We start from the raw sequence: 25,300 nt of genomic DNA on the forward strand, positions 1-25,300 counted from the left end.
TCAGGGTTGACGATATCCGGACGCTGTCCCCGCAAACCACACGACAGGATTGTCGAGCGACACAGGGCGGCTAAACAGGAAGCCCTTTAATTCCTCCATCTGTCTCCCGTCGGCACCAGCGATTCGGGATGCGGCCGACGCCGTATTGTCGAGGATTGGTCGCTTCGAGCCCGCGTATGAATTGTATGAAGCCTTGCTTCGTGACGCGGATTCGGACATCGAGCAACAACGGAGAATTGGTCAGGCAATGGATGAGGAAGAGGATTAAAGTCCCGGCGATCCACAAGTTTCACGGTGTGTCTGCCGTCAAAGGCAAGCGGCGAGAGTTCTAATTCGCGCCACAATGCCTGAACAGCCGTCAGCGAAGGTCTGCGCGAAAATCGCGGAGCAATTGCGAGCGGCTTTTGAGCCCAATAAAGCTAAGCTGTGAACGCTCGACTAATACTAAGACGGTGCGATCTTGCCTTTTACCCTCCAGATGTTGTAGCGTGACAGTTCTGTTCGCAACAGCGGACGCCATGATGGAGCTCATGAATGAACAAGCAGGAACTGATTGACGCTGTGGCTACGACCACGGATGAGAGCAAAACAAGCACCGGCGAGGCAATTGACGCCATTATCGAGGCGGTTACGCACGCGCTCTCGCGCGGAGATACGGTGCAATTGATCGGATTCGGCTCGTTTTCGGTGGGCGCGCGGGCAGAACGGAGTGGGCGCAATCCTTCAACGGGAGAAACCATTACGATTCCCGCCGCCAAGACGGTCAAGTTCACCGCAGGTAAAGCATTCAAGGACGCAGTGAATGCGTCGTAGCTCGCTTCCGGGGGAGCCATCGCGGCATGCCCGATTCGAGCAACATGACAGGACCTGACCATACTTCTTCAGCGTTAACTTTATGTTGCTGGCTTTCATCGGCCTTAGTGTGCGATTTCGCTACAATGTTGTGTCTTGTCAGAAGTCCGGTGATTAGCCAAATGAGCTCGAAGCGAAGCGGCGGAGGTGCGGTAAAACATAGGCGCCCCCTCACCAAGACGATGTTGTTGCCCATGGATCAGGCTACGGTGCGAGAGCAATCGTTGACTTATCATCTGGCGCTCGCGACTTGCCGCGACGGTCACGGGAACGGATATCTGTTAAATGAACTGATGCGCGCCGTTTACGTTGCGTGGTTTCTTCAGCAGTCGGGCTACGGCAACGAACCTGTCGAGCAGTACAAGACGGCCGAGTACGCGGTCGAGGAAGCTTTAGCACGCGCTCACGAATCTAAGGAATGGATTCTCACGGAGGACGCCATTCCGGCGTTTGAGAGGCTGCTTGCGTTACATGACTCGCAGTTAGCCATCACACCACTTCACAAGGTGATTGAAGCCGAGCGGCGCCTGAGACACTTTCTTGAAGGTACAGCCTCTTCGCCTATTCCAGAAACGCATTAGGGTGGCAAATCTCTGCTCCGATCAAGAAGATGAGGAATTGCGATGGATCATCTGCATTCGAAGTGCGATATCCGCCACCAGACAGGAACTACGAAACCTGGGTCAAAGACTGCGTCTGGTTTTGCCGAGCTTCGCGCTACAACGGACGGCCGTGGTGGCCGTTCCACCCGTGCAGATGTTCCACGGTGGAATTCATATGCTGAACGCAGACAAGTACACATCCGGTCTTCAGAATGCCGAACGCGGCCGCTACTGCGTTCATCGACATCTCCGAACAGATCGCAACCCGCGCGCCGGCAGGAACGCCGAGATGGTAGAGTGTTTCCGCAATAGTCCACGTGTAGTCCAGCAATTTCCTGTAGGTTGTCGAACGTCCGTCGACTGTCAGCGCTATTTTGTATTGCAGGCGAATCGCGCCGTGCTCGAAGTATTCGTGAAACCGTTCCATCATGCTGCTAGCGCTCATACGAGGACGCTGACGCCGCCGAGGGGTTCTGGTCTTTCCGGATGTGGGGGATAAGCGAGACCAGCAGGCCAAGTCCGCCCATACACAACGACATAACCAGAATCACCGCACCCGGGCCGTGACGGGTCGAGAACACGCCCACCGCGAGTCCGGCGAGTGGTTGCGTCATGTTGTTGAGGAGAATGACGACGCCGGTGGTTTTCCCGTAGTCACGCGCCGGAATGATTTTCTGCCGCGTGCTCCGGATATATACGTTGAACATCTTGTCGAATCCGACGATCAGCAGAAAGCCAAGTACGTACCCCGCTATTCCCGGGCTGGCCGCCGCGACGACACCGCCGATGCAGATGGAGCTGAATCCCACGAGGCCAAGGATGCGCCTCGAAAAATGCAGTCTGGCTGTCATCAGCAGAATCGCAATTGTCACGCAGGCACCTGCCGTTTGCAGACCCGCGTAGTAACGTCCGCTCTGGTGGTGAAAGCCGGTGACCATCGCGGCGGACGTCGCGAGCGTCACGCCGATCACGAGGTTCTCCGCAGCTGCCAGCAGGATGACAGACTTGAGGCCGGGGAGATGGATGACGTGATCGAGCGCTGTCTTGATTGGCTTGAACCAGGTGCCGTGTGTGCCTTCCGGTACGGTAAATTCGAAGGCGCTCGCTTTCTGCCAATAGGCCAGCGCGATATCGGCGGTAAAGAACAGCACGGCTGCGGCGGCGACGACAAACTCCCAGCGCCACCAGGACAGCAGAATGGCCGCGAGCATCGGACCCAGCACCAAGCCGAGTTGGTCGGCCAGTTGCGAATACGACAGCACTTTCTCGAAGCGATGGCTGCTGAAGATCTGCGGCAGCAGCACCTCGCGTGCGACGACGCCCTGACTCGTCAGCATGCCGCACAATGCAGACAGCGCGATCAGCCATCCTAGTCCACCGACGAGATCATGTGCAGTGATGCCGACGACGCAGGCTACCGCGCGGAGAATCTGGCTGATGCGCATCAGCTTCGTCGGCGAATACCGGTCGCAAAGCGCACCCAGAACCGGGAAACACAGGTATCTCGGGAACGTCTCGAGCGAAAACGCGATGCCCGACCAGGACACACGCCCGGTCGTCTGAAAGATGACCAGCGGCACGAGAAACAGCAGAATCTGATCCGCGAGGCGGGCAAAGAAAAGCGAATAGAAGAATGCTTGATGCTGGGCGCGCACGAACGGTCACCTTTCTTTTGCGTGGAGCACGTGCTGTGTTCGCGCTCCTGTGTACATTTCTTGAAGAGCCAGAACCCAGAGGCTTTCCGGGATGATCGAATCGGGCTCTAGTAGGTGAACGTTTGGGCGGCTTCAAGATTTTGCCGCTCGTGTCCTTTGAGCGGTGGATTGAACACAACGATGAGGACGAGGTCCTGGTCGTTGCCGCCCCGCAGATTGTGCAGGTCGTGCTTGTTGGGCACGTAAATGGTCCCCGGCTGGATGAGAATGGCGTTGCCGTTCATGTCCTCGGCTTCTCGTTCACCCGCGATGCAATACCATGCCTCGAGATGATTGCGGTATTGCAGCAGCGAATCGGTGCCCGCGCGTACCACCGTGTGACACACGTCATAGTCCATTCCGTCTTTTTCCACCAGCAAGCGATGGCTCGTACTGGAGCCCCATTCGACAAGGAACCCCTCTTTCTCGACATCATCCAAGTTTCAGACAAAACACCTTGCACTCCTTTCTTTTTCGTAATAACTATCGTTTTTGCTTTCAGGGGGCGCCGCCGCCAAATAAACGGGTCAGTCCGCCAAGGAGAATGATCACTTAAGGCATGTAGTATTTCTACAATACTTGCAAGTGTCGCCACCGTCAAGCACCTTGAACGAGCGAAAATGTGGATATATTTCATGCATACGGCATCGGCTCGACAAAAAACACCTGGACGTTAGCTTGTAGTTTTTCTACATTTATCGTGCATAAATTTAGAGTTGGAGCATGCCTGTCGTGGTGCCTTGGAAGGGGTGACCGGTTGAAAGAAGATTCACTCATTCCGATGAGCCGTCCGGCACCAATCCAGGGCTGCCTCGCGTTGCAGGCGATCCGCTTTGCTGCACATCAGGGACGGCGCACGGCATCCCATTCAATCTCGTGGCTGCTCGCCAGTCGACGACCAGAGGCTTGCCGGTCGCCGTCGTAACTGTTATGCGAAGCAGCGAGTCACATCAAATGGCTTCTGCTTGTTCAGCAATCTGTTCGACGGAGTCAAATAGTACGGTCGACGCCCTGACTACAGCCGGAAGAATGGAGCGCCCCTGGGTATCTGTTTGAGGCGGATGACTTGACGGTAGAGGTCGTTGGTCGCTGCCGCGTTTTCCTATCGGGAGTCATGCGTCAGTCTTGGCTGGTGGGAGAGAAAAACGGGTACACGCTGCCGTTGAGACAGCGGGGCTACAGACGCGTCAGCCGACGGCTACCGGTAGGTCGGATCGGGCACCCCATTCAGACCATGAGCCGTCATAGATTCTGATGTCATTAAAACCGATCAGCTCCGCAGCTAGCGCGGGAATGCATGCCGTGACGCCGGAGCCGCAGCTGAAAATGAGATTGCTCTGTGGAAGAGATAACTCGGCAAAGACTCGTCGCAACTCAGCACTTGGCCGCATCATGCCATGTTCAAGCACTGCCTCGAAAGGAAGATTTAGCGCGCCGGGAATATGCCCGGACCGTAAGCCGGCGCGCGGCTCAGGCGCGGTTCCCTTGAATCGGCCAGCTGATCTGGCGTCAACGACCGTGAAATTGGAGGATCGTGTCGACTCGACCACGAATTCAGCATTGCAAAAAAAGGTTGACCGGACGAGGGCAACAAAATCTCCCGTGGGGCGACTCTCCTGCTGGAGACGTATCGTGGGCAGACCGAGCGCCTGCCAAGCTGGTAGCCCACCGTCCAGCACTGCGACCTTCTCGTGTCCCATCGCCTTGAACGCCAGTCTCAGGCGCGGGCTGGAATAGATGCCAAATTTGTCGTACACGATGATCGTATCGTTCTGGTTGACGCCGAGCTTGCGTGCGTCTTCCGAAAATCTGTCTGCGGCCGCCAGCATGTGAGGAAACGGCTGGACGTCATCGATGAACTGTTTGTTGAGATCGACGTATGTCGCGCCGGGTATCCCATTGTCACCAGAGACTGACACTGCCCCGGTGGAAACTGCCGACGGCAGCCCAGCCTCCAGCACGATAAGATCGGCACGGTCTAGATTGCTGTGTAACCAGGATGCGGAGACGAGAGGTTCCATGATGTGTTTAGCTCAAAGGAAATGCCGAACGATGATCGCCGTTGCGGTCACGTGTGCCGTTTGGGAGTTTTCGAATGCTGGGCGACCGGCATACACAACGATGTCGCGCCGATAGCAGTGACTCTCCGTATTGTCGCTTAAAAACTAACGATTTCAGAAGTCAACAGATTCAAAGACCAACAGGAGCGACCGGGTTCGCTTTCCTTTTCTCCGCCGCCTTTTTCGATTGACGCGTCAGTTCCAGCGGAGCTTCCGCAAGAACTTCCTTGGCGAAGCAGTCATTTTTGTACATTCCGCTCGTACGCTTCTCGGCGAAAAGGGAGATAGCCTCTACGTCAAACTTTATCTGGTAGGTCGACTCGCCAGCCTCCGAGCCAGAGAACCTGAAAATTGAGCCGAGGTACGGGGAAAATGTGTTCGCGTAACCGACAACGTCAGCAACTTTCAACACCTGTACACTAGGCTCGGTGTCGACCATGAAACGTTCGCATGGAACGATGGTAAAAGGTGTCTACCAGCGCGACACCGTCCCAGACTACTCGGAAAGCCCTTGATCTTCGCGCGATAGGTACCGAAGTCTTCGCTTACAGCGAGCTAAGATCTAGTTTTCCTTCTCATGTATCCAGCGGATGTCCTTGTAGAATTGTTCGATTTTCCGAGCAGAAGACTAAACGCAGCACCGCTGCACTCGATCGCATCAACGAAGAGTGCCCTTTCGTTGTCAGGTCCCCGAAATAGCGAGTCAGCTATCTTGTACAGTAGACTCGGGTGTGCTCGTGGACGCAGCTCCATACACCAATCCCGCTGTTAGCAAGGTTGCAGTGCCGATCGTCGCGAACATAATGTCCGTAGTGCCTGACCACTGCTGCAGCAGGCCGGCCACAGACGGTCCCAGCATTGCGCCAACGCGTGCCAGTCCGAGGAAGATGCCAACGCCTGTGCTTCGAACTTCCGTGGGATAAGTGGACGCGACCAGATTGTTGAGTACTATCTGGGATCCCACCACGAATGCACCTGCCGCAGCAACGGCCGCTAGGGTTGTCGCATGATCGTGTGAGCGCGCGAGAATGGCGATTGCGACGGTACCGAACACATAGCTCAACGCAACGACACGTCGGCGATCGCCCAAACGATCGGCAATGTAACCTGCCAGCAGCCCGCCAGCGACAGCCATACCGGCGAGCAGGGAGCCGTAAGCGAAACTTGAAGACAGGTTCTCACCACGCTTGAGCATGATGGTAGGCAACCAGCCAGACAGGCCATAGGCCGCGAACAGGCTCAGTGCACCGGCGCACCAGTAACTGACTGAAGGGGCGAAGTAACCGCGAGAGAGCAGAATACTCCCCGATCCCCGATGCGCGTCGTTTAGCGTCGAGATGAGCTTCACCGATTCGTATTGCGCCGCACGGTCGGGACGGATCTTGACGAGTAGCGTCTTCACCTCGGACCAGCGTGAGCGACCCGCGAGGAAAAGCGGCGATTCGGGCAGAAGCCAATGAATGAGAAGCGCGAACGGGAGCATTGCGCTGCCAACGTAATAGAGGCTTTGCCAGCCATGGGTAGGCGTAAGCCACCCTGCGACCAGCCCGGCCGATGAAGCACCCGCGAGCCACCCGAGCGAAAAGAACCATGCTGTGAATACGTTCGATGCACGAGACGGCGCGATTTCGTTGATATATGTGACCGCAATCGGCATGAGCAGACCGAGCGCGAGACCCATCAACACGCGTAAAGCAACGTAGGAAGCGAGATCCTGCGCCAGGACGGCGATAGCGAGGCTCATGATGCCCGATGCCCAGCATCCAAACAGCAAAACCTTCCGGCGGCCGAGCCGATCGCCAAAAAATCCGGAGATGGTCGAGCCTGCCGCAAAACCTGCCAGGCCACTAGATAGCAGCACGCCAATGCCGCTCGGCGAGAGTCCCCACGGACCCGCAACGGAATGAACGATATAGGCCGAGTTGTACAGGTCGTAGCCGTCAGACAACAGTATTAAAGAAATCAGCAAGCCTATCCGCAGGTGAAAGATGCCGAGGGGCGCGTTTTCCAGCTCTTTCCGTACATCAAGCGGGGAAGAAGCATCGGCGGTGACCGCCGGAGTGACCGATTGATAGCTGGCGTCAGATGATACGGCGATAGCTATCGCGGCAGCGGCTTTACTCTTCACTATTTGTCTCCTATATCTCGCATCTTTATTCTTTCGCTATCCGACCTCTATGCGACGTCAGATATGACGCGTGCAGCGGCATTATCCAAACCTCCCAGTAGTACCGAAAGGGACCTGGAAAGCTGGAAACCTTCACACCAGCCGCGGAGCTTCGCGTTGTGGAAGTGGCAGCGGTGTACCGAGCCCTGCGCTTGTTGCCCGCTCGAGAATCTCGATACCGAGGGCCAGGTCGGATACCCCCATTCCCATTGCCTTGAAGATGGTTATGTCGTCGTCGTCGGTGCGTCCAACGGATTCAGCGATCACCTCGCATAACGGAGTCACCTCCCTCCATCGCTGTGAATCGCCATAAGCATGAATGAGTTCGGTGGAAAGGCGTTGCACAGCAGGCAGATCGTCGACCACTGCGCGCGTGCAGCGGGCAAATACATCGTTTGCCAATTCAATCCGCTCTTCTGTAATGGCTCCGACCGCATTGATATGCGTACCGCGTGCTATCGCAGAGGTCGAGAGGAATGGCTGCCTGGCGCGCGTGACAGTCGTGATGATAGGGGCATCGGCGACGGCCTTTTCCACCGAGTCGGCTTCGACAATTTCGAAGCCGAACTGCTCACTTGCGCGTGCAACAAAGGCCGCGCGCTTCTCTGGTGTGGGACTGAAAACCCGAACGAGGCGTAGCGGCCGCACTGCCGCGACCGCGGCCAGCTGCGCCAAGGCCTGTTTTCCGGTACCGATAAGGGCGAGCACGTCGGCGTCGCGATGTGCGAGCCAGCGCGTTGCAACGCCCGATATTCCGCCAGTACGCATTTGCCCGAGCGCGAACGCTTCGATGATGGCTTTTAGCTGGCCTGTCTCAGCATCGAACAGCATCAGGAGCGGGCACGTTCCGCCGAGCGTGTGTGCCCAGGTCTTCGTCCCGACGATGCCGGCTTTCGGGTAGGTGGCTCCGATCGCATGCAAATTATTCTCGCCCCAGGCGACATGCGTCTTCACCATGTTGCGTGCGTCGCCGCTCGCCTGCTGTGCCAAGCCACGCTCAAGCGCGCCGATGGCGTCGGGCAAGTTCATCAGCCTGACGACGGTCTGCTCGGAAATCCAGATCGGTGAGTTCATCTCGCTTTCATCCTTCAAAGATCGATGGCACCGGAGGCGCCAACTGCAGCGTGTTGACCACAAGGGCGTGTGTCATGTAGCGCCCGATCAACATTACGAAAGCCATCGCTTCGGACGGCGGGACAAGCTGTGCGAGTGCCTTGAACTCCTGCTGGACGTCGAGTCCGCGCGTGCGCAATGCTGCCAATGCGTACGTTTGCGCGGTCTTCTCGACCTCCGTTAATGCATCGGCTGCTGCCGGATCGAGCTGATTGATCTGCTCGATCCACTCTCGGGGAAAGCCGAGTTTGATGCTCAGGCGTTCATGTTGATGGCGTTCGTACTGGTTCTCCATGTAGCTGGCGACGGTGAGGGCGCCGAGTTCAGTCAAGCGGTCAGGCAAGGCATCTTTCAACGCGTCGGTGAAATGCATGAAATGCAGGATTACGTCGGGTGCATTGCCTGCGCATTTGAAGAGTTCGCCCAGGTACCCGAGACGCTTCACGCGGGGCTCAAGATACTCGGCGAGATCCGGGCGCAGGGCGTCCATCTCGAGCCGAGGAATATGTGTACTCATGCCTGTCTCCATTTTGGCTTCAGGATCAGAATGCGCCGGCGAGCACACCGGCTTTGATCTCAAGGTAATCGTTGATACCGTATTTCGATCCTTCCCGTCCGATACCCGACGCCTTGATACCACCGAAAGGCACGACTTCTGACGAGATTGCACCGGTGTTGATGCCGACCATGCCCGTTTCGAGTGCCTCAAATACGCGTACAACACGGTCCATCCGTGACGCGAAAAAGTAACCTGCGAGTCCGTACTCCGTATCGTTTGCCAGTGCGATACCCTCTTCCTCGGTGTCGAAGCGAACGATCGGGGCTATCGGGCCAAACGCTTCTTCACGGAACAGTCGCATTTCGGGCGCGACGTCGCGCACCACCGTGGGCATGAAGAAATTGCCACCAAGCGAATGGGACTTGCCGCCAACCGTAACGGTGGCGCCAAGAGCTTCTGCATCGGCGACCAGTTCATTCAGATGAGCGACGGCAGCTGCATCGATTAGCGGACCCTGGTCGATTCCATCGGCGATGCCAGGTCCAACACGCAGTTTGGAGACTGCGTGCTCGAATTGGTGGCAAAACGCGTCGTAGACGCTGGCCTGTACGAGGATGCGATTGGTACACACACATGTTTGCCCGGAGTTGCGAAACTTCGAGAACATCGCGCCGGCCACCGCGTCTGGTATGTTGGCGTCGTCGAAAACGATGAACGGGGCGTTGCCCCCTAGCTCCATCGACACCTTCTTGATCGTGGTCGCGGACTTGGCCATCAACTCGCGTCCGACTTCGGTCGACCCGGTGAAAGTCAGCTTGCGAACCAGCGGATTCTGGCAAAGTTCATCGCCAATCTGGCGTGCGCTGCCCGTCACGATGTTGAATACGCCCGGCGGAATACCTGCGTCCTCTCCCAGTACGGCAAGCGCGAGCGCGGTGAATGGCGTCGCACTGGCTGGCTTCAGGACGACTGTGCAGCCTGCGGCTAGGGCCGGGGCAACCTTGCGTGTCACCATGGCCGCAGGGAAATTCCACGGCGTGACAGCCGCGCATACGCCGACCGGTTGCTTCAATACGAGGATACGGTTGCCGTCTGCTGCCGCCGGAAGAATGTCACCGTTAATGCGTTTCGCTTCTTCAGCGAACCATTCAATGAACGATGCCGCATACTGGATTTCGCCGCGCGCCTCGGACAAGGTCTTGCCCTGTTCGGTCGTCAGAATCAACGCAAGGTCGTCAATGTGTGCAATGACCTTGTCGTGCCACGCTCGAAGTACACGGGCGCGTTGTTTTGCAGGTACTCGCCGCCATTCCTGGAAAGCATGTGCAGCATGTGAGACCGCAGTGCGCACAGTTTCGGCGTCAAGTGCCGGCACGCTTCCGATAGCGTCGCCTGTGGCCGGATTGCGCACGATGATTGAAGGACCTTCGCCAACGTCGAGCCACGTTCCGCCGACATAAGCTGACTGACGCAGGAGTTCGGGACGCGAGAGTGCAGGCACGATAGTTTCGTCTGTAGTGGTGTTCATTTGAACGCGCGTCCCTCAAATAAGTCCTGCGCGTTCGAGTACACCGTCGAGACGCTTTTCGAGATCGCGCGTGGCAGGCATCATCGGCAAGCGGTGCTCATTGTTTGGCAACAGACCCATGCGCTTCATCATGTACTTAATCGGGATCGGATTTGTGTCGAAAAACACCGCGAGATTTAGATCGAAGAGATCAAAGTGCAAGGCTCTCCCCGCCTCGAGATCGCCCCGCGCCACTGCTTCGTAGAGTGCTGATACCTTACGTGGAGCGAGATTGCCGACCGCATTCATGAGGCCGCATGCTCCGACTGTCAGCATGGGGAAGCTCAACTCCTCGAGGCCTACGAATACGCGCCATTCAGGGCCGAATGCGGCGAGCATGTGCGTGACGAAGCCCATGTCGTTCACAGCGTGCTTCATGCCGACAAGATTAGGTACGCGCTCCTTGATTGCCTTGACCGTATCAAGGTCGACATTGACCGCCGCGCGCCCCGGGATGTGGTAAATCATGAGCGGCCGCTCGGTTCGACGTCCCACCTCGGCGTAATACTCGATTAGCCCGCGTTGCGGCGGCTTGATGTAGTAGGGCGTTACGACGAGCAACCCGTTGACGCCGGCCTTGTCTGCATGCGTAGTCAGCTCTAGCGTTTCAGCGAGCGACTGCGAACCTGTCGCGGCGATCACCGGCACGCGTCCTGCAGCCGCTTCTATCGCAACGTCGACGAGTCGGTTGCGCTCGCTCACTGTCAACGAACTCGGTTCGGCTGTGGTGCCGTTGACGAGCACACCGTGCCCTCCGTTGACGATTTGCCAGTCGACAAGCTTGGCATAGGTATCGTAGTCGACGGCATCGCCCTTGAACGGTGTAATGATGGGCGTAATTGAGCCCTTCAGAGAAGAAAGTTCATGCATGAGTCGAATCCTTAAGCCGGCGTCTTTTGACGATTGGTCTGGAAACCGGTCTGCGTGCCGAGCAGCGCCGGTGCTTCTTTCATGCTCTCCTGCCAAAGCAACGATTCCATCTGGATATTGAGCGGCTGATCTTGAATCGTCAGTTCGTACACGGGTTCGTCGTAGGATGCATGGTTATGCACCGCCCACCCCGGCGCCGAGAGCATAAGATCTCCCGCTTTCCATTCATAGCGATTGCCGGCGACCATGCTGTATCCCGAACCAGAGAAGTAGTAGTTGATTGCGGCTGACACATGACGGTGCGGACGATCGACGATTTTCGGCGGACGGATGGTCATCGTCGCGAAGAAGTTCGGTGTGATGCCGTTCGTACGACCTGTGGTCGGGTTGTAGAGCATGTAAAGGCGACGTCCGATGTAGTCACTGCCGAGCGCAGCGAGCTTGTCGAGTTCCGCTTTCACGTTTTGCCAGGGGAAATGAAGGGGCTTCGATTCGACGACGGTCGGATTGATCAGCGTCTCGTATGGCATCAGCAGGCCGCCGTCGGTACCAATCGGAAATGTGCCAAACGGATTCTTTCTCTTCGGATCGTCCCCTGCATGCATGACCGCGGCGCCGCTTTCATCGTTCAGCGATACGTCAAAGTCGGGCACGTAGATCTCTAATTGCTGCAAAAGCGAAATGTTCGAGTAGACGAGTCGGACCTGGATCTCATCTGTGTCATTGATATGCTGGTACGGCACGTAAGACGGATGGTTCCAGACGTCGTACTGACTGAAAGCAATGGAACGTCCTGCGACGATTGTGCGACCAGCCCCGCGAATGCAAAAATTGACCTCAGTCGCGTTGTGGCGCATAGGTCGCGTTGATTCCCCGGGCAACAACACCTGCAACATCACTTGGATACCCGGCGCAAGGCCAGGTGCGTGTTCGCGCGCGGCCGGATGTACGATCAACGACTGCCGTCGGCCATCAACCGGAGCCGGGAGGTCTGCAAGGCGTGCAACTTCCGCCTCGATCTCTTCACCGGTAATGACAACGGGGTCCCAATAATGATTGTCGCGGGGGTGTTTCGCGGTTTGATCGACGAACAGTGCTTGCCGTCGCTCGAATTCGCGCTTCAAATCGTGCATGGTTATCTCCGAACTTATGGATGTGCTTGGTGTTCAAGCGTCTTGCGCCGCCTCTACGGCTGGTGGAAAGACGATAGACTTCATCCAATCAATTATCAAGATTGATAATTTAAATCAACTAAACTGCCCACTGAGGCTGAAAGTGTCCTTCGAAAGGGGCTTCTAGCAGACCTGTACAATCGATCCGACCAAAATTCCCGGCTGGATATCTACTCGATGCGCAAAGATCTGTTGACTCGTAATGAAGTGCTCGAACTCCTCAGCATCAAGCAGAGCACGCTGTATGCATATGTGAGTCGTGGCATGATCAAGACGGCGCCGCACCCCGACGGACGCAAGAGCCTTTACTACAGAACGGATGTCGAAAGGGTTCGGAGCCGAAAGCGGGGGAGGCCGTCGCAGGCGGCCGCTGCAGAGTCGACGATGCATTGGGGAGCGCCCGTCGTCGCGTCGGCGATAACTCAGGTCACAGCGTCTGGGCCACTCTATCGAGGTCGGTCAGCGGTTGATGCAGCACGTGCAGGTGTGTCATTCGAATCTGTCGCACAGTTGCTAATAACGGGGGTGTGGCAGGACAACTTTGCTCCGTGGCCTGCGATCGAAACTCCCGAGGATGTCAGGCGCCTTTTGCACTGCTACCAGGATTTGCAAGTGGCAGGCGACATCGGCGATCTGCTGGGAATGGTTACGTTCGCTTTGGGCATGCAAGGGCGGGGAATGGGGGAGATTGCAGACGGCGCCTCGGTTCCAGCTGCTCGACTCTTAATGCAAACCATGGCCGGATGCCTCGGTCTTTTGCAATCGACGCGCCGCTTTGCCGTGCGTCGTCCCTATGAGTCGCTTGCGGCTTTCATCTTGCGTATCAATGGGATCGAGGTCACACCAGAATCGATGCGAGCGCTTAATGGAGCAATGATCGTGCTGGCTGATAACGAACTTGCGCCGGCGACTTTTGCTGCTCGTATTGCTGCATCGACGAATGCGGACCTCTTCAATTGCGTGGCGGCCGCGATTGGTTCGCACGTTGGCTTTTCGACTGGTACGGCCACGAAAAAAGTAGAGTCTGCTCTGTTGCAAACAACGTCGACAAAGGACCTTGCCGAACGCAAAGATCTTGTCAAGGAGTATGGTGCCAGTCTTTTTGGGTTCAATCACCCGATGTATCCGGGAGGTGACCCGCGGGCTGATGTTATCCTGGATGTGATCCGAACGTTGCCTAAATTGAATGCCGGTACGCGCAATACACTTGCGTTTCTTGACGATATTCGCTCGCAACAGCAGGCCTATCCGGGAGTCGCAGTCGCACTTGTCGCGCTTGCGCGCGCGCTTGGTATGCCAGACGGTTCGGCGACTGCCATATGGATCCTGAGCCGCACGAGTGGTTGGGTCGCCCATGTTCTTGAGCAAAGGACAATGGGATTCCTGCTTCGTCCTCGGGCGAAATTTGTGGGTAGTCACGGGGTTTGATAAATTGATGACCGGGTCAAAGCTAGGGGGGACTGTACCGGTCCTGTGCCACTGTGAGCGGTCGGTGTGCTGGTCAGCGCGGTATTTCTGCCGCCGGAATGATTAGCAAGGCGATATTCACTTATGCCTGAAGCAATGAAATGGCTCTTTGTCGCTGTGAGCGAAATGGGCGCGATCCACACTCAGATTGCAAATCTGTACCGCGATGTCATTCGATAAGGCGATGGGGTGTGTCGCTTTACCACGGGTGAGGATGACGTGCGGCGCGTTCACCTGCACGTTGTTGATGAACCAGGTGCCAAACCTTTACCATCGGGCCCGGCGGAGTTGTTCGCACTGTAATACTTGGTGTAGTTGTAGAGCCACGGGGCCCCCCGCTCCGACCAATCACCATGCGGTAACGTGCTTACGCCACGCGGCGTAGGCAGGCCGCATTTTCTCTCGTTTTCGCGTTTAGATTTTTCATCGCCTGCTCTCGCGGGTCGGAATAGATGCTTTCCGCTGATGGGATCGTGTCGTAATCCAATGCCACAAGTCCTGTATTTCGTTCCCGCTTAAGAAATACATTGATAATTTAGAGCTGGGTGCATGCGACTCCACGCCGTCTTACCCGGATAGCCGCGTTCGCGGGGCAGTACTACCGCGGTCAGCACCACAGCCAATCGGCCGCCGCGGCAGTTGATAGGTCATCCAGTCGCAATGGTCGGCGCTAAACGGAGTCGACGATTCCAGCCTTCCTTCGCGAGCAAGGCGGTCGTTCCGAATATGCAACGATTCGTTCACTGTCTAGGTCTGTCGATGACAAAAATGTAACGCTATAGTCAGCCGTACAGATAACTCTAACTTAGAGACGAACGAAGCATGAACCCATCCTCCCTTCCGCACCAGACTGACTACAGCGACCTGATTGCGGCTCTCGAACGAGTCAACGCGCAACCTTTGTGGGATCGCTTCAAGACGTTGGTAACGCCCGAACCAAAGGCTCCCGACGCACCACATATTTGGAGCTGGAGGTCAATGCTCCCGCTGATTGAGCGTGCAGCGAGAGAAGTACACATGAATGACGCGGAGAGGCGGGTGCTTTTGCTTGCCAATCCCGCGTTTGGCGGCAAGGTCAAGACCACGACGAATTTGAACGCGGCTTTGCAGATACTCGAGCCTGGCGAACACGCGCACGAGCATAGGCACCGGCTTTCCGCGATACGCTTGGTGCTGGAAGGCAATACAGCGAGTACGATCGTGGACGGAAAGCATTGCGCGATGAAGCGCGGCGATCTGATCTTGACGCCGTCGTTGACGTGGCATGGTCATGTCAACGACGGTGACGAGCGTATGGTCTGGCTCGATGGCCTGGATTTACCTTTGGCGCTGCATGACCTGGGTATCGTCTCGTTTCAGCCTGGTCCGGCGGGTCCCGTTGCCGATCCGATGCCGAGCGACAATGTCTTTACTCAAGGCGGTATTCTTCCTCAAGGGGAGACGAGCGCCAGACATTACTCGCCGCTGCTACGCTACAGCTGGGAATCGACGCTTCAGACGTTCGAATCCACCACTGCGGCTGCAGATGGCTCCAAGCTGTTGCGCTACACGAATCCGCTTACCGGCGGCGCGGTGATGCCTACAATCGATTGCTACGCACTTGAGCTTCAGGCCAATAGCGAGACCGTCGCTCGCCGGACCACACACAATACGATCGTTGCCGTGCTGGAGGGCGAGGGCCAGACACAAATTGGGTCTGAACTGATTCGCTGGCAGCGCAACGACATCTTCACTATTCCGCACTGGAATTGGGCTTCGCATCAAGCGAAGGGAACTGGCGCACGCCTCTTCATGATGACAGATCGCGAAGTGCTAGCTCGGCTCGGCTATCTCGTTGAAGAAGTGCAAGACAGGCAGGTCTGACTCATATCTGGCTAGTCTGCACTGCAATTTCCGGCGTGCCGCTCGAAGGTGATTACATTCCAATCGACTTCCCAGAGAGCCTTATGGTGGCTGCAGGGGCTCGGGCGGATATGCGCGCCCGTTCGTCGGGCGTAGCTTCAAGAAATGCCCGTGCCACAGGCGACCAAGGGCAACGGTTCGCGTTAGCGCAGAGCATATTCCACTACATATTCTCCGATGGCGCAATTGCTCCATCGCGAAAGAGAGGAGATTTCATTCATGACCAAAGCGGTCAACAAGAAGGACGGCGTCCAGGATTCGGACGTGATCATCATTGGTGCCGGCATCGGCGGGCTGAGTTTTGCGCTCGCTCTGCACAAAGAAGGCGTGCGGTGTCGTATCGTTGAAGCAGCTCCAGAGATAAGGCCGCTCGGGGTGGGGTTGAATTTGCTGCCACACGCGATGAGCGCGCTGAATCAACTCGGTGTGGCTGAAGAGCTTGAAAAGAAAGGTGTGGCGACGCAAGAGGTTTGCTTCTATACCCACAATGGTCAACTGGTCAACAGTGAGCCACGAGGCCGGTTCGCAGGGTATGAACTGCCGCAATTGTCCATTCACCGTGCTGACCTGCACGAAGTACTTCTCGGCGCAGTGCGCGAGCGTCTTGGTCCGGACGCTGTAGAGCTTGGACATCGATGCACACGCGTGGAGGACAAAGGGGATGTTGTCGAAATACATCTCGAGGATGCAGACAGGAAGCCGCTTGCGTCACTGAGGGGCAGCATCGCCGTTGCTTGCGATGGGGTGCGTTCCGTGGTCCGGACTCACATGCATCCCGCCGAAGCCGTGCCACGTTACGAGGGGACCATGCAGTATCGCGGCACGACACGCTGGAAGCCATTTCTCACTGGAGGCAGCATGGTGTACCTCGGTACCCATGAAACCGGCAAACTGGTGATATACCCCATTCGCAACGATATCGATGACGAGGGCCACCAGCTGATTAATTGGGTCGTGGAGATTTCGCGACCCAGCGAAATGCTGCTGCGCGATTGGAACCGTCCGAGTTCGGTCGAAGAGTTTATTGATAACTTTAAGGATTGCGCCTTTGACTGGCTAGATGTTCCTGCCATCATGCGCTCCGCGGATTCCATCTTTGAATATCCAATGGTGGACCAGGATCCATTGCCGTTCTGGTCTCAAGGCAGGGTAACGTTGCTGGGCGATGCCGCACATCCGATGATGCCCCGTGGCTCGAACGGTTCGGCACACGCAATCATTGACGCGATTACGCTCGCCGGCCTGCTGGCTGACCATTCCGACCCGGTCGCAGCGCTAAAGGAGTACGAGGAGAAACGACTCGAGGTGACGGGTAAGGTCGTCCTGGCGAACCGGCAGATATCTCCAGATGCGATCCTCAGGGTAGTAGAGGAACGAACGGGCGGAAAGCCTTTTAATACGATCGAGGACGTGTTGTCCAAGGAGGAGTTTGAGCAGTGGCAAGCGCGTTATCGAAAGGTTGCGGGTTTCGCCAAGGAAGATCTCCGGCGGTAGGGCATGCATCGAGCCAACGCCCGCCAGACCGTAAGCTGAAGTTACGCCGACGGATGGTTGGGCGAACTGTGTTTCAACAGGGGGAGATTTCCCAATGAAGATTTGTTGGTTTAACGAGAACAGGCTGGGAGTTGTGGCGGGCGATCAAGTATGCGACGTGACTACAGCACTGAATATACTGCCGGCGGTTCGCTATCCCGCACCATTTGGCGATATGCTCGTGGCCCATCTGGATGCGATTCGGTTGGAGATCGAGCGCTTGCAGGAATTCGCGGTTCGATATCCGATCGAAGATGTGAGTTTTCTAAGCCCGGTCGCAAATCCATCAAAGATCATCGGCGTGCCGGTCAATTACCCGAGCCACGTGCAAGAGGCGAAAGATAATCTGGACGTTTTCAAGCATTACGAGGGCGGTGTCGAAGATCAGGGCCTTTTCTTGAAGGCGAATAGTTCGTTGGTAGGCAGCGGACAAGGCGTAAGACTGCGCTTCCCGGAGCGCCAGACGCATCACGAGATAGAGTTGGGCGTCGTCATCGGCAAGTCGGCTAACTGCGTCTCGGAGGCGGATGCGCTCTTATACATAGCAGGGTATGCAATCGCGTTGGATATGACTGTGCGAGGTAAGGAGGACCGCTCCCTTCGAAAATCCGTGGATTCCTATTCTGTGCTCGGGCCGTGGTTGACTACTGCCGATGAGATCGCTAGTCCGCAAACGTTGGATCTGTGTTTAAGCGTTAACGGTACGCTGCGACAGCAATCCAATACTCGCAACATGCTCATGGGCATCGCCCGCCAGATTGCATGGGCATCGACTTTCTATACGCTTCTTCCTGGTGACATCATCATGACAGGAACCTGTGAGGGAGTCGGACGCGTGCTGGAAGGTGATGTGATGGATGCTTCCATTGACGGTTTGGGGAGTATGAGCGTCAAAGTGCTTATGTCCTGAGTGCACTCGCCAGATCGACGGGGTTGGGTGCGCGACTAACACAAAGTCTATGTGCTCCCTGCACCGTCGTTTCACTAGCGTCATTGGACCGATAGATTGCGGCATGATTACCTCGGATTCCCTCTCACCGTAAGCGTTGCACGGGGAGTGTGTTGACGGATGATCTTAATCGGCCGTCCGATTGACCAGTGACGTCAACAGAACCGTTCGAGGGGGCGCCGCCTGACACGTCGGTGTGTGCCTCCGGGCATCAGGCAGAGTTTGTGTCGGTCCACGGTTTGCCGAGTTACCGGCGCTCTGCCGGAATCGGTGTTTCCGGGAGTAATTCACCAGCCAGCCTCGATGGCATTTCTTCTTCCAGAAACGCGAGAAATACTCGGGACTTCAAGGATAGGCTGCGGCGATTCGGGTACAGCGCGTAAATGCCATTGGTTCTTGTCGACTGCCACTGGGGCAGGATCACCTGCAGTTGCCCATTCTCGATCTCTTCTCTGACCAAAAACAAAGGCAACAGCGCGACACCCAACCCGGCCACTGCTGCGTCTCGACGGACAATTGGGTCGTTTACATCAAAACTTGGTACAACCTCAGCCTCCACTTTCTCCCCGCTACGACTAAATATCCAGTTATGCCGCTCGGCTCCGCCGAAGAAATCGATAATCGCGTGCCGAGCCAGATCATGAGGATGCTTCGGTTTCGTTTTTGCTTTCAGATAAGCCGGGCTCGCGCATGGCGCGAACTCCACCACCCCCAGCTTCTTTGCGATGAGTGATGTATCTGCGAGCGGTCCCAACCGTATTACAACATCGAAATTCTCTTCAACGGGATCGACTCTTCGATTGGTCAATTCCAGCTCAATGTGTAATTCTGGGTATCGAGCAAGAAACTTTGGCAGTGCTGGTGACAGCAAGGACCGTCCAAAAGTGAGCGGTGACGCCAGCCGAAGCTTGCCGCGGGTCACGCCTTGAATTGACCCGACCGCAGCTTTTGCTTCCTCAATCTCTTCCGCGATGCGCTGACAGTAGCTATAGATTGTTTCACCAGACTCAGTTAGCCGCATCTGGCGCGATGTTCGCTCGAGTAGTCTGGTTCCGAGCGATGCTTCGAGCCTTGAGATCGCGCGACTGATCGTTGCCTTCGGCACCGATAGCGTCCGAGCGGCGTTGCTGATGCCGCTACACTCAACAACCTTTGCAAAAAGCAATAGTGCCTTGGGGTCCATGGAATCCATTGATCGTTCCATTTATGTAACGAAGCGTTGCCATTGTACTATCGCGCTGCCGCAGCGGTACGATCATCTCTTAGAGCGAGGGGAGATAGAAGGAGCGCGCAGGCTCGTTACCTTGATAGTCTGGCTTTGGTCACCGCATCTTGCTAAGCCTCCCACTTACGACTTTTCACTTACTAAATATCATCGGCTTATACCGATGCTAGGAGACGACATGGCCGACACGGAAACCTTCACATTTATCGACCTGGACGCGCACAGCGGCCATTTGTTCAACAACGGGTCTTGGCGCGCAGCGCGTGGTGGCGTGCGCACAGTGTCGGAACCAGCCACTGGAGCAGTACTGCGCGAGGCCGCGATCGCCAATACCGTAGACATGGGTGAGGCAATCGCCGGCGCACATGCAGCGCAACCGGGCTGGGCAGCATTAAGTCCGCGCGACCGTTCGTCAGTTTTACTTCGCGCAGTCCAGTGGCTGCAGCGGCACGGGGAAGAGCTCGCGCTAGCGATCGCACGTGAGACTGGGGGCATCGTGGCCAAGGGCCAGCGTGAAGTAAAGGAGGCAATGGCGCTCTGCCAGGTCGCAGCGGGATTGCCGATGCAAGCTCAAGGCTCGGTACTACCCAGCACGCCGGGCCGCTTGTCCTTGGCACGGCGAATGCCTCGTGGCGTGGTGGGCGTGATCACACCATTCAATTTTCCCCTGATTCTCGGCATTCGTTCGGTTGCGCCTGCGCTGGCATTGGGTAATGCGGTCGTACTCAAGCCGGATCCACGCACACCATTTTCAGGCGGGATCATCATGGCAGAAGCGTTCCGGCACGCCGGGCTGCCCGAGGGCGTCTTGCAAATGTTGCCAGGGGACGCCGAGGCCGGCGAGGTACTGGTGTCCGATCCGCGCGTAGCAATGATCGCGTTCACTGGGTCGCCGGGCGTGGGTCGGCGCATTGGCGAGCTTGCCGGCCGTCATCTGAAGAAGGTTTCGCTTGAGCTCGGCGGCGCCAACAATCTAATCATTCTCGACGACGCCGACGTCGATGCAGCGGCCAGCGCGGCGGCTTTCGGTGCGTGGTTTCATCAAGGCCAGATCTGCATGGCGAGCAACCGCATTATCGTGCATGAATCGTTGGCGGAAGCGCTGAAACGGCGCCTCGTGGCGAAGGCACTGGCGCTGCCGGTGGGCGACGGCGCTAGTGGCAAGGTGGCGCTCGGACCGATGATTGACAAGAGACAACTCGAACGCTTTGACACACTGGTCAAGGACACCGTTCGCGCTGGCGCCAACCTCGAAGCGGGCGGCACCTATAACGGGCTTTGCTACAAGCCGACAGTGCTGTCTGGTGTAAAGCCCGGAATGCGCAGCTTTGATGAAGAGCCGTTCGGACCGTTGGTTAATCTGATTACGTTCCGCACCGACGAAGAAGCGGTCGAGCTCGCAAACAGCAGCCAGGGAGGGCTCGCTTCCGCTGTGATTGGCCGTGACGTGGCGCGAGCAATGGCTATCGGAGAACGGCTGAACGCCGGAATGGTACATATCAATGATCAGACTGTGAATAACGACTGCACCAATCCTTTTGGAGGGACTGGGTTGGGTGGCAACGGCAGTGCAATGGGCGGACCGGCGGATATCGAGGAGTACACGCGCTGGCAATGGATGACCGTAAAGTCGGCGCCTCCGTCCTTCCCTTTCTGACTCGCATCCGTGCGGCTAAGGCAAACGTCTGGCCGCTCCGGCAGCCATAGCTGTGCCAGTCTTGCAATGCTCAAACAAACGTAAATGGAGACTCAAAACATGGACTTTCACGGCAAGACCATCGTTGTTACTGGCGTCAGTTCCGGCATCGGCGCCGACACTGCCAAACTGCTGCGTCTGCAGGGAGCGCGGGTGATTGGCGTCGACCGCAACGATCCAACGCTCACTGTCGATGGATTCGTGAAGGCTGACCTTTCGCAGTCGGGTGCCATCGATGACGCTCTGGACCAGTTGCCCGAGCGCGTCGACGCACTCGCAAATATCGCCGGCGTGCCGGGGACCGCGCCGACGGACACTGTGGCACGTGTCAACTACCTGGGACTGAGACACCTTACGCTCAAGCTCGTTGAGCGAATGCCGGAGGGTGGCAGCGTCGTCAACATTTCCTCCATGCTCGGCAGGCTGTGGCCTGAACGACTGGCGCAACACAGGGCGCTAGCTGAGACTCCCACCTTCGAGGCTGGTCGCGCTTGGCTGGAAGCAAATCCGGTGCTGCAGGAGACGTGCTACCAGTATTTCAAGGAAGCACTAATCGTCTGGACGCTTACGCAATCACAAAAGATCTTTCTCGCCCGCGGAGTGCGCATGAATTGCGTCGCGCCCGGGCCGGTGTTCACGCCTATCCTCAATGACTTCGTGCAGATGGTCGGCCCGGAGCATATGCAAAATGCAAAGTCACGCATGAAGAGACCGGCATTTAGCGACGAAATCGCATCGGTTGTGGCATTTCTCTGCAGTGACGCAGCACGCTGGGTGAGCGGCGTTAACGTGCCGGTCGACGGTGGTCTGGCGTCGACTTACGTCTGATTGTCGTGCCCCTCCGCGCCTCGCGCTGCTCCTTTCAGACTGGCAAGGGACGGACGCGAGGAGCAGCGCGGAGCACGCTAGCAACGACAAACGGTTCGTTGTTCAGATCAGCGTGCGATTTTCTGTATGAGCCTGAAAGCGCACAATTCAGAGACATCGTTTAACTTTCTCGAAGGCCGTTTTCCGAGAAAAAGACTCGGCAAGAATGTTGTCAACTCGCCACTTGCGGTGTCTGCTTCGCTCGTCCAGTTATTCGGTTTCTTTGCATGTGGTTGTACCTCCTCCTAGACGTGTGATTTTTGCGCAGCTTTTAATGCTATCGACGGGTGTTTCGCTTCCAGGTGAACTGTGTCGGCAACGCGAGCTGAAGTAAAACTGCCATTCCGCAATTCACCCATCTAGCAAGTTCATCGGCGTTTGCTGAGACCGGAATTCGTTTCAGTCGGTGAGTTGCGAGCGATCGATCTCGACATTGAAGTGGGACGAACGTTACGGGATCGGTCGGGTTCTAATGCACTCTTCAATGCATTCGCTCATAAAGTGCCGTGTTACGGTCGAAGAGGAGCTCACCGTGGATGACTGGAGCCGGAGGCGCGTCGCGGTTGGTGCCGCAATGGGTTTTCGGCGTGAGCTACACGTACATAAAGGGCAATCTGGAGCGGATGAGAACCACGCACACCAAATCCGGTTCGCGCCGTAGCATCCGTTGTCGAAGTGCACGTTAGCTTACGCGACGGCAGTGTATCAAATAGCGAGCAACGGTGGGCAAGCACAGTTCAGCGGCGAGTCTGATCCGGTCGGCGCGTCCAGTGGCGGGTCTCCAGTCGGTCGTGCGCCTTGGAGTTCAAAAGAGGTTCTAAACCTTTGCCAGTCGACGTCTCCTGGCTATTCACCCCGGAATGCAGCAATGACGAACATCAGAACGCGACTTTCACTTATCTTGGTGGCCCTTGGCGTGTTGTGCTTCGCCATTGCTTCGATGGCCCTTCATGGACTGACCGAAGCCAACGAACGTGCGGAGCAGAGCTACCGGGAACTTGCGCTTCCTAGTCAATATCTTTCCGACGCCTACCGGAACATGCTCATCGTTGTGCTGCAGGTGTATGAAGCTAACCGGCTGAACGACTTGAATGCGAGTAAGCCACAGTTTGAAATGGTAGATCGCATCTTACCCATTCTGAAGAAGGACATGGAATTATTCAAGGGCAGCCGAAAGTCGGCGGTTTTGGAGCACGTCGAATCGACATTCGTGAGCGATTTCGACAGGACAATGTCCGGCTTGCTCGAATCCGAGCAACTGGCGAGAAAAGGCGATGTCAACGCTTCGATGGACGCGATGTTGCGGATGCGCCCCTCTGGCATTGCGGCGGGTCAGGACATGGTCCAATTGACGACGATGTTCAATTCGGAGGTAGAGGCTGCACACGCGCGGGCCGAGAGCGGTTATGCGCACATGCGAGCATGGATGATCAGTGCTCTTATGGCTGGCGGAATCGCATGCGGGCTAGCTGCATGGTGGCAGATGCGCTTGCTCGGTCTTAGCCTGACCGGCATCCAGGAGACACTGCATGGCGCGAGCCGCTCGCTCGACCTGACGAGGCGCGCCGAAACGTCACGCAACGATGAGATTGGGCGAACTGCATTGGCGTTCAATGAATTGATCGAACGCGTGGCCAATACAATCGGCGGCGTTCGAAGTGCCGCTGACGCGGTGCATACCACTGCATTGGAAATTGCATCGGGTAACGAGGACTTGTCGGCTCGTACAGAGGAACAGGCTGCCTCGCTTGAGGAAACGGCCGCGAGCATGATGCAGCTTACCGAGACCGTGAAGCAGAATGCGGACAATGCGCTGCAGGCTAATTCGTTGGCGACGCGGGCGACTGCAGTTGTCAACGCCGGCGACAGCGCGGTGCGCGACATGGTCGAGACCATTGAAAAAATCAGTGGTAGTTCGACACAGATATCCGATATCACAGGCGTCATCGAGGGCATTGCTTTCCAGACAAACATTCTCGCCTTGAACGCCGCCGTTGAGGCGGCCCGTGCTGGTGAGCAAGGGCGCGGTTTCGCTGTTGTGGCGAGCGAAGTTCGCAGCCTCGCTCAGCGCTCGGCTGCGGCTGCGAAGGAGATCAAGGAGCTCATCAGTTCCTCCGTCACAATGATCCACGATAGCGCGAAGCAGGCGAGCGAGGTGGGGGCGTCGATGGGCGAAGTGAAGGGTGCGATCAAACAGGTATCCGACATCGTTGGTGAGATTGCTATAGCGTCCAAAGAACAAGGCCGGGACATCGAGCAGGTCAGTCAGGCTATAAGTCAAATGGACGAGGTTACGCAGCAGAACGCGGCGCTCGTGGAAGAGGCTGCGGCGGCAGCCCACGCGCTTGAGGAGCAGGCTAAGAACCTTAGCGGCGCCGTATTGGTATTTAAGCTCGATGACGAGGTACGTCCGCTCTAATATGCGTCAAATCCTCAGCGTCAATTTTACGATGCACAGCCGGAAGTGAGTGCGACAAGCCGTAGGTCATAAGTAGCGCGTAGGCTAATTGAGGTGTCGAGAGAGAGCTGGGGGCGCGAGCATTGGAGCCTTATCGAACATAGGGGTCAGCATAGCGATGTCGTGCATGGTCGTTGACACAGTATTGTTTCAGCTCACGGCGGCTCGCCTGAAGGATGGAGAATCCTGAGTTTCATGGACTTCACGAGGGCCGCCGGCAGAAGTGTCGCTGTTAGGTCCGCCGTCCACCCTACAGGTTTGGCCGCGAGCCCGCCAGCCCAGCCACACGAGCGGCCGGGAGATACCCTTCTACGGTGATCTCTCACTAACACGGCTCCAGGGTTGACGCCCGTTAGATACACCGCGGGTGCATCGGCGTGGCCAGTTCGAGCGTGAAGATGACCTTCTGTAACCAGGCAGTGGTGGATTCTGCTTTCAGCGTGCACTGGCGCTTCGGCTGAACTCTGCGCGCGAGCATGATAAGTCAACCAACAATCCCTGCCAGACGAAGTCTCGTTGACGTCAGCCGATGATCGGCAAGGTTTCCGGGCCGTCACGCAAGACTCTCGTGTAAGCCGAGCGCTGCATATTCCCTTGAGAACATTCG

21 protein-coding genes are annotated in these 25,300 nt (G+C 56.8%); 9 read left to right on the forward strand and 12 right to left on the reverse strand.

Annotated elements, in window-relative coordinates; genetic code table 11:
• Positions 1–534: 534 nt before the first annotated feature.
• Positions 535–813, forward strand: coding sequence for an HU family DNA-binding protein (locus BLT65_RS29245; RefSeq protein WP_091784231.1), 279 nt, complete (start codon positions 535–537; stop codon positions 811–813).
• A 233-nt stretch (positions 814–1,046) separates the two neighbouring features.
• Positions 1,047–1,433 (forward strand): hypothetical protein, encoded by a 387-nt coding sequence (locus BLT65_RS29250; RefSeq protein ID WP_091784536.1) that lies wholly within the window; start codon positions 1,047–1,049, stop codon positions 1,431–1,433.
• Positions 1,434–1,569: 136 nt separating this feature from the next.
• Here the strand turns inward: BLT65_RS29250 and BLT65_RS29255 are convergent, their stop codons facing one another.
• The 11 genes from BLT65_RS29255 to BLT65_RS29305 form a co-directional block, all read right to left on the reverse strand.
• Entirely contained in the window at positions 1,570–1,884 is a 315-nt protein-coding gene (locus tag BLT65_RS29255; protein ID WP_167306563.1) for an AMP-binding protein, read from the reverse strand.
• A gap of 4 nt (positions 1,885–1,888) precedes the next feature.
• Positions 1,889–3,109 carry an MFS transporter gene (locus tag BLT65_RS29260; RefSeq protein ID WP_091784235.1) on the reverse strand — a complete coding sequence of 407 codons (1,221 nt, stop codon included), beginning with the start codon at positions 3,107–3,109 and terminating at the stop codon, positions 1,889–1,891.
• Between the two features lie 107 nt (positions 3,110–3,216).
• Positions 3,217–3,588, reverse strand: coding sequence for an ectoine synthase (locus tag BLT65_RS29265; RefSeq protein WP_091784237.1), 372 nt, complete (start codon positions 3,586–3,588; stop codon positions 3,217–3,219).
• Between the two features lie 747 nt (positions 3,589–4,335).
• Positions 4,336–5,169, reverse strand: a complete 834-nt coding sequence (locus tag BLT65_RS29270; protein ID WP_091784239.1) for a sulfurtransferase — start codon at positions 5,167–5,169, stop codon at positions 4,336–4,338.
• 169 nt (positions 5,170–5,338) lie between these two features.
• Positions 5,339–5,647 (reverse strand): hypothetical protein, encoded by a 309-nt coding sequence (locus BLT65_RS29275; RefSeq protein ID WP_091784242.1) that lies wholly within the window; start codon positions 5,645–5,647, stop codon positions 5,339–5,341.
• 264 nt (positions 5,648–5,911) lie between these two features.
• Complete coding sequence (locus BLT65_RS29280) at positions 5,912–7,336, reverse strand: MFS transporter (RefSeq protein ID WP_244186711.1); 1,425 nt, start codon at positions 7,334–7,336, stop codon at positions 5,912–5,914.
• Positions 7,337–7,468: 132 nt separating this feature from the next.
• Entirely contained in the window at positions 7,469–8,449 is a 981-nt protein-coding gene (locus BLT65_RS29285; protein ID WP_091784244.1) for an ornithine cyclodeaminase family protein, read from the reverse strand.
• A 7-nt stretch (positions 8,450–8,456) separates the two neighbouring features.
• The gene (locus BLT65_RS29290; protein WP_091784247.1) at positions 8,457–9,005 is read right to left on the reverse strand and encodes a hypothetical protein; all 549 of its coding nucleotides are present in this window, start codon (positions 9,003–9,005) and stop codon (positions 8,457–8,459) included.
• Positions 9,006–9,030: 25 nt separating this feature from the next.
• The gene (locus tag BLT65_RS29295) at positions 9,031–10,515 is read right to left on the reverse strand and encodes an NAD-dependent succinate-semialdehyde dehydrogenase (RefSeq protein ID WP_091784250.1); all 1,485 of its coding nucleotides are present in this window, start codon (positions 10,513–10,515) and stop codon (positions 9,031–9,033) included.
• 15 nt (positions 10,516–10,530) lie between these two features.
• Complete coding sequence (dapA, locus tag BLT65_RS29300) at positions 10,531–11,424, reverse strand: 4-hydroxy-tetrahydrodipicolinate synthase (RefSeq protein ID WP_091784253.1); 894 nt, start codon at positions 11,422–11,424, stop codon at positions 10,531–10,533.
• An 11-nt stretch (positions 11,425–11,435) separates the two neighbouring features.
• Positions 11,436–12,557, reverse strand: coding sequence for a cupin domain-containing protein (locus BLT65_RS29305; protein ID WP_091784256.1), 1,122 nt, complete (start codon positions 12,555–12,557; stop codon positions 11,436–11,438).
• A gap of 423 nt (positions 12,558–12,980) precedes the next feature.
• On the opposite strand from BLT65_RS29305, the gene BLT65_RS29310 reads away from it, so the two are divergent.
• The 4 genes from BLT65_RS29310 (at position 12,981) to BLT65_RS29325 (ending at position 18,408) form a co-directional block, all read left to right on the forward strand.
• Positions 12,981–14,024, forward strand: a complete 1,044-nt coding sequence (locus BLT65_RS29310; RefSeq protein ID WP_244186738.1) for a citrate/2-methylcitrate synthase — start codon at positions 12,981–12,983, stop codon at positions 14,022–14,024.
• A gap of 861 nt (positions 14,025–14,885) precedes the next feature.
• Positions 14,886–15,926, forward strand: a complete 1,041-nt coding sequence (locus BLT65_RS29315; RefSeq protein WP_091784259.1) for a cupin domain-containing protein — start codon at positions 14,886–14,888, stop codon at positions 15,924–15,926.
• 258 nt (positions 15,927–16,184) lie between these two features.
• Positions 16,185–17,459, forward strand: a complete 1,275-nt coding sequence (locus BLT65_RS29320) for a flavin-dependent oxidoreductase (RefSeq protein ID WP_091784542.1) — start codon at positions 16,185–16,187, stop codon at positions 17,457–17,459.
• A gap of 94 nt (positions 17,460–17,553) precedes the next feature.
• Positions 17,554–18,408, forward strand: a complete 855-nt coding sequence (locus BLT65_RS29325; RefSeq protein ID WP_091784262.1) for a fumarylacetoacetate hydrolase family protein — start codon at positions 17,554–17,556, stop codon at positions 18,406–18,408.
• 286 nt (positions 18,409–18,694) lie between these two features.
• Here BLT65_RS29325 and BLT65_RS29330 read toward each other — a convergent pair whose 3' ends face one another.
• Entirely contained in the window at positions 18,695–19,639 is a 945-nt protein-coding gene (locus BLT65_RS29330; protein WP_091784265.1) for a LysR family transcriptional regulator, read from the reverse strand.
• A gap of 211 nt (positions 19,640–19,850) precedes the next feature.
• Between BLT65_RS29330 and BLT65_RS29335 the strand changes: the two genes are divergently transcribed.
• From BLT65_RS29335 to BLT65_RS29345, 3 genes are all read left to right on the forward strand, one after another.
• Positions 19,851–21,329, forward strand: coding sequence for a benzaldehyde dehydrogenase (locus BLT65_RS29335; RefSeq protein ID WP_091784268.1), 1,479 nt, complete (start codon positions 19,851–19,853; stop codon positions 21,327–21,329).
• Positions 21,330–21,428: 99 nt separating this feature from the next.
• A complete protein-coding gene (locus BLT65_RS29340) occupies positions 21,429–22,196 on the forward strand; it encodes a coniferyl-alcohol dehydrogenase (RefSeq protein WP_091784271.1) in 768 nt (255 codons plus the stop codon).
• Between the two features lie 907 nt (positions 22,197–23,103).
• Entirely contained in the window at positions 23,104–24,654 is a 1,551-nt protein-coding gene (locus BLT65_RS29345) for a methyl-accepting chemotaxis protein (protein ID WP_091784274.1), read from the forward strand.
• Positions 24,655–25,300 lie beyond the last annotated feature (646 nt).

The sequence above is a fragment of the Paraburkholderia steynii genome, from assembly GCF_900100565.1.
GTDB lineage: Bacteria > Pseudomonadota > Gammaproteobacteria > Burkholderiales > Burkholderiaceae > Paraburkholderia > Paraburkholderia terrae.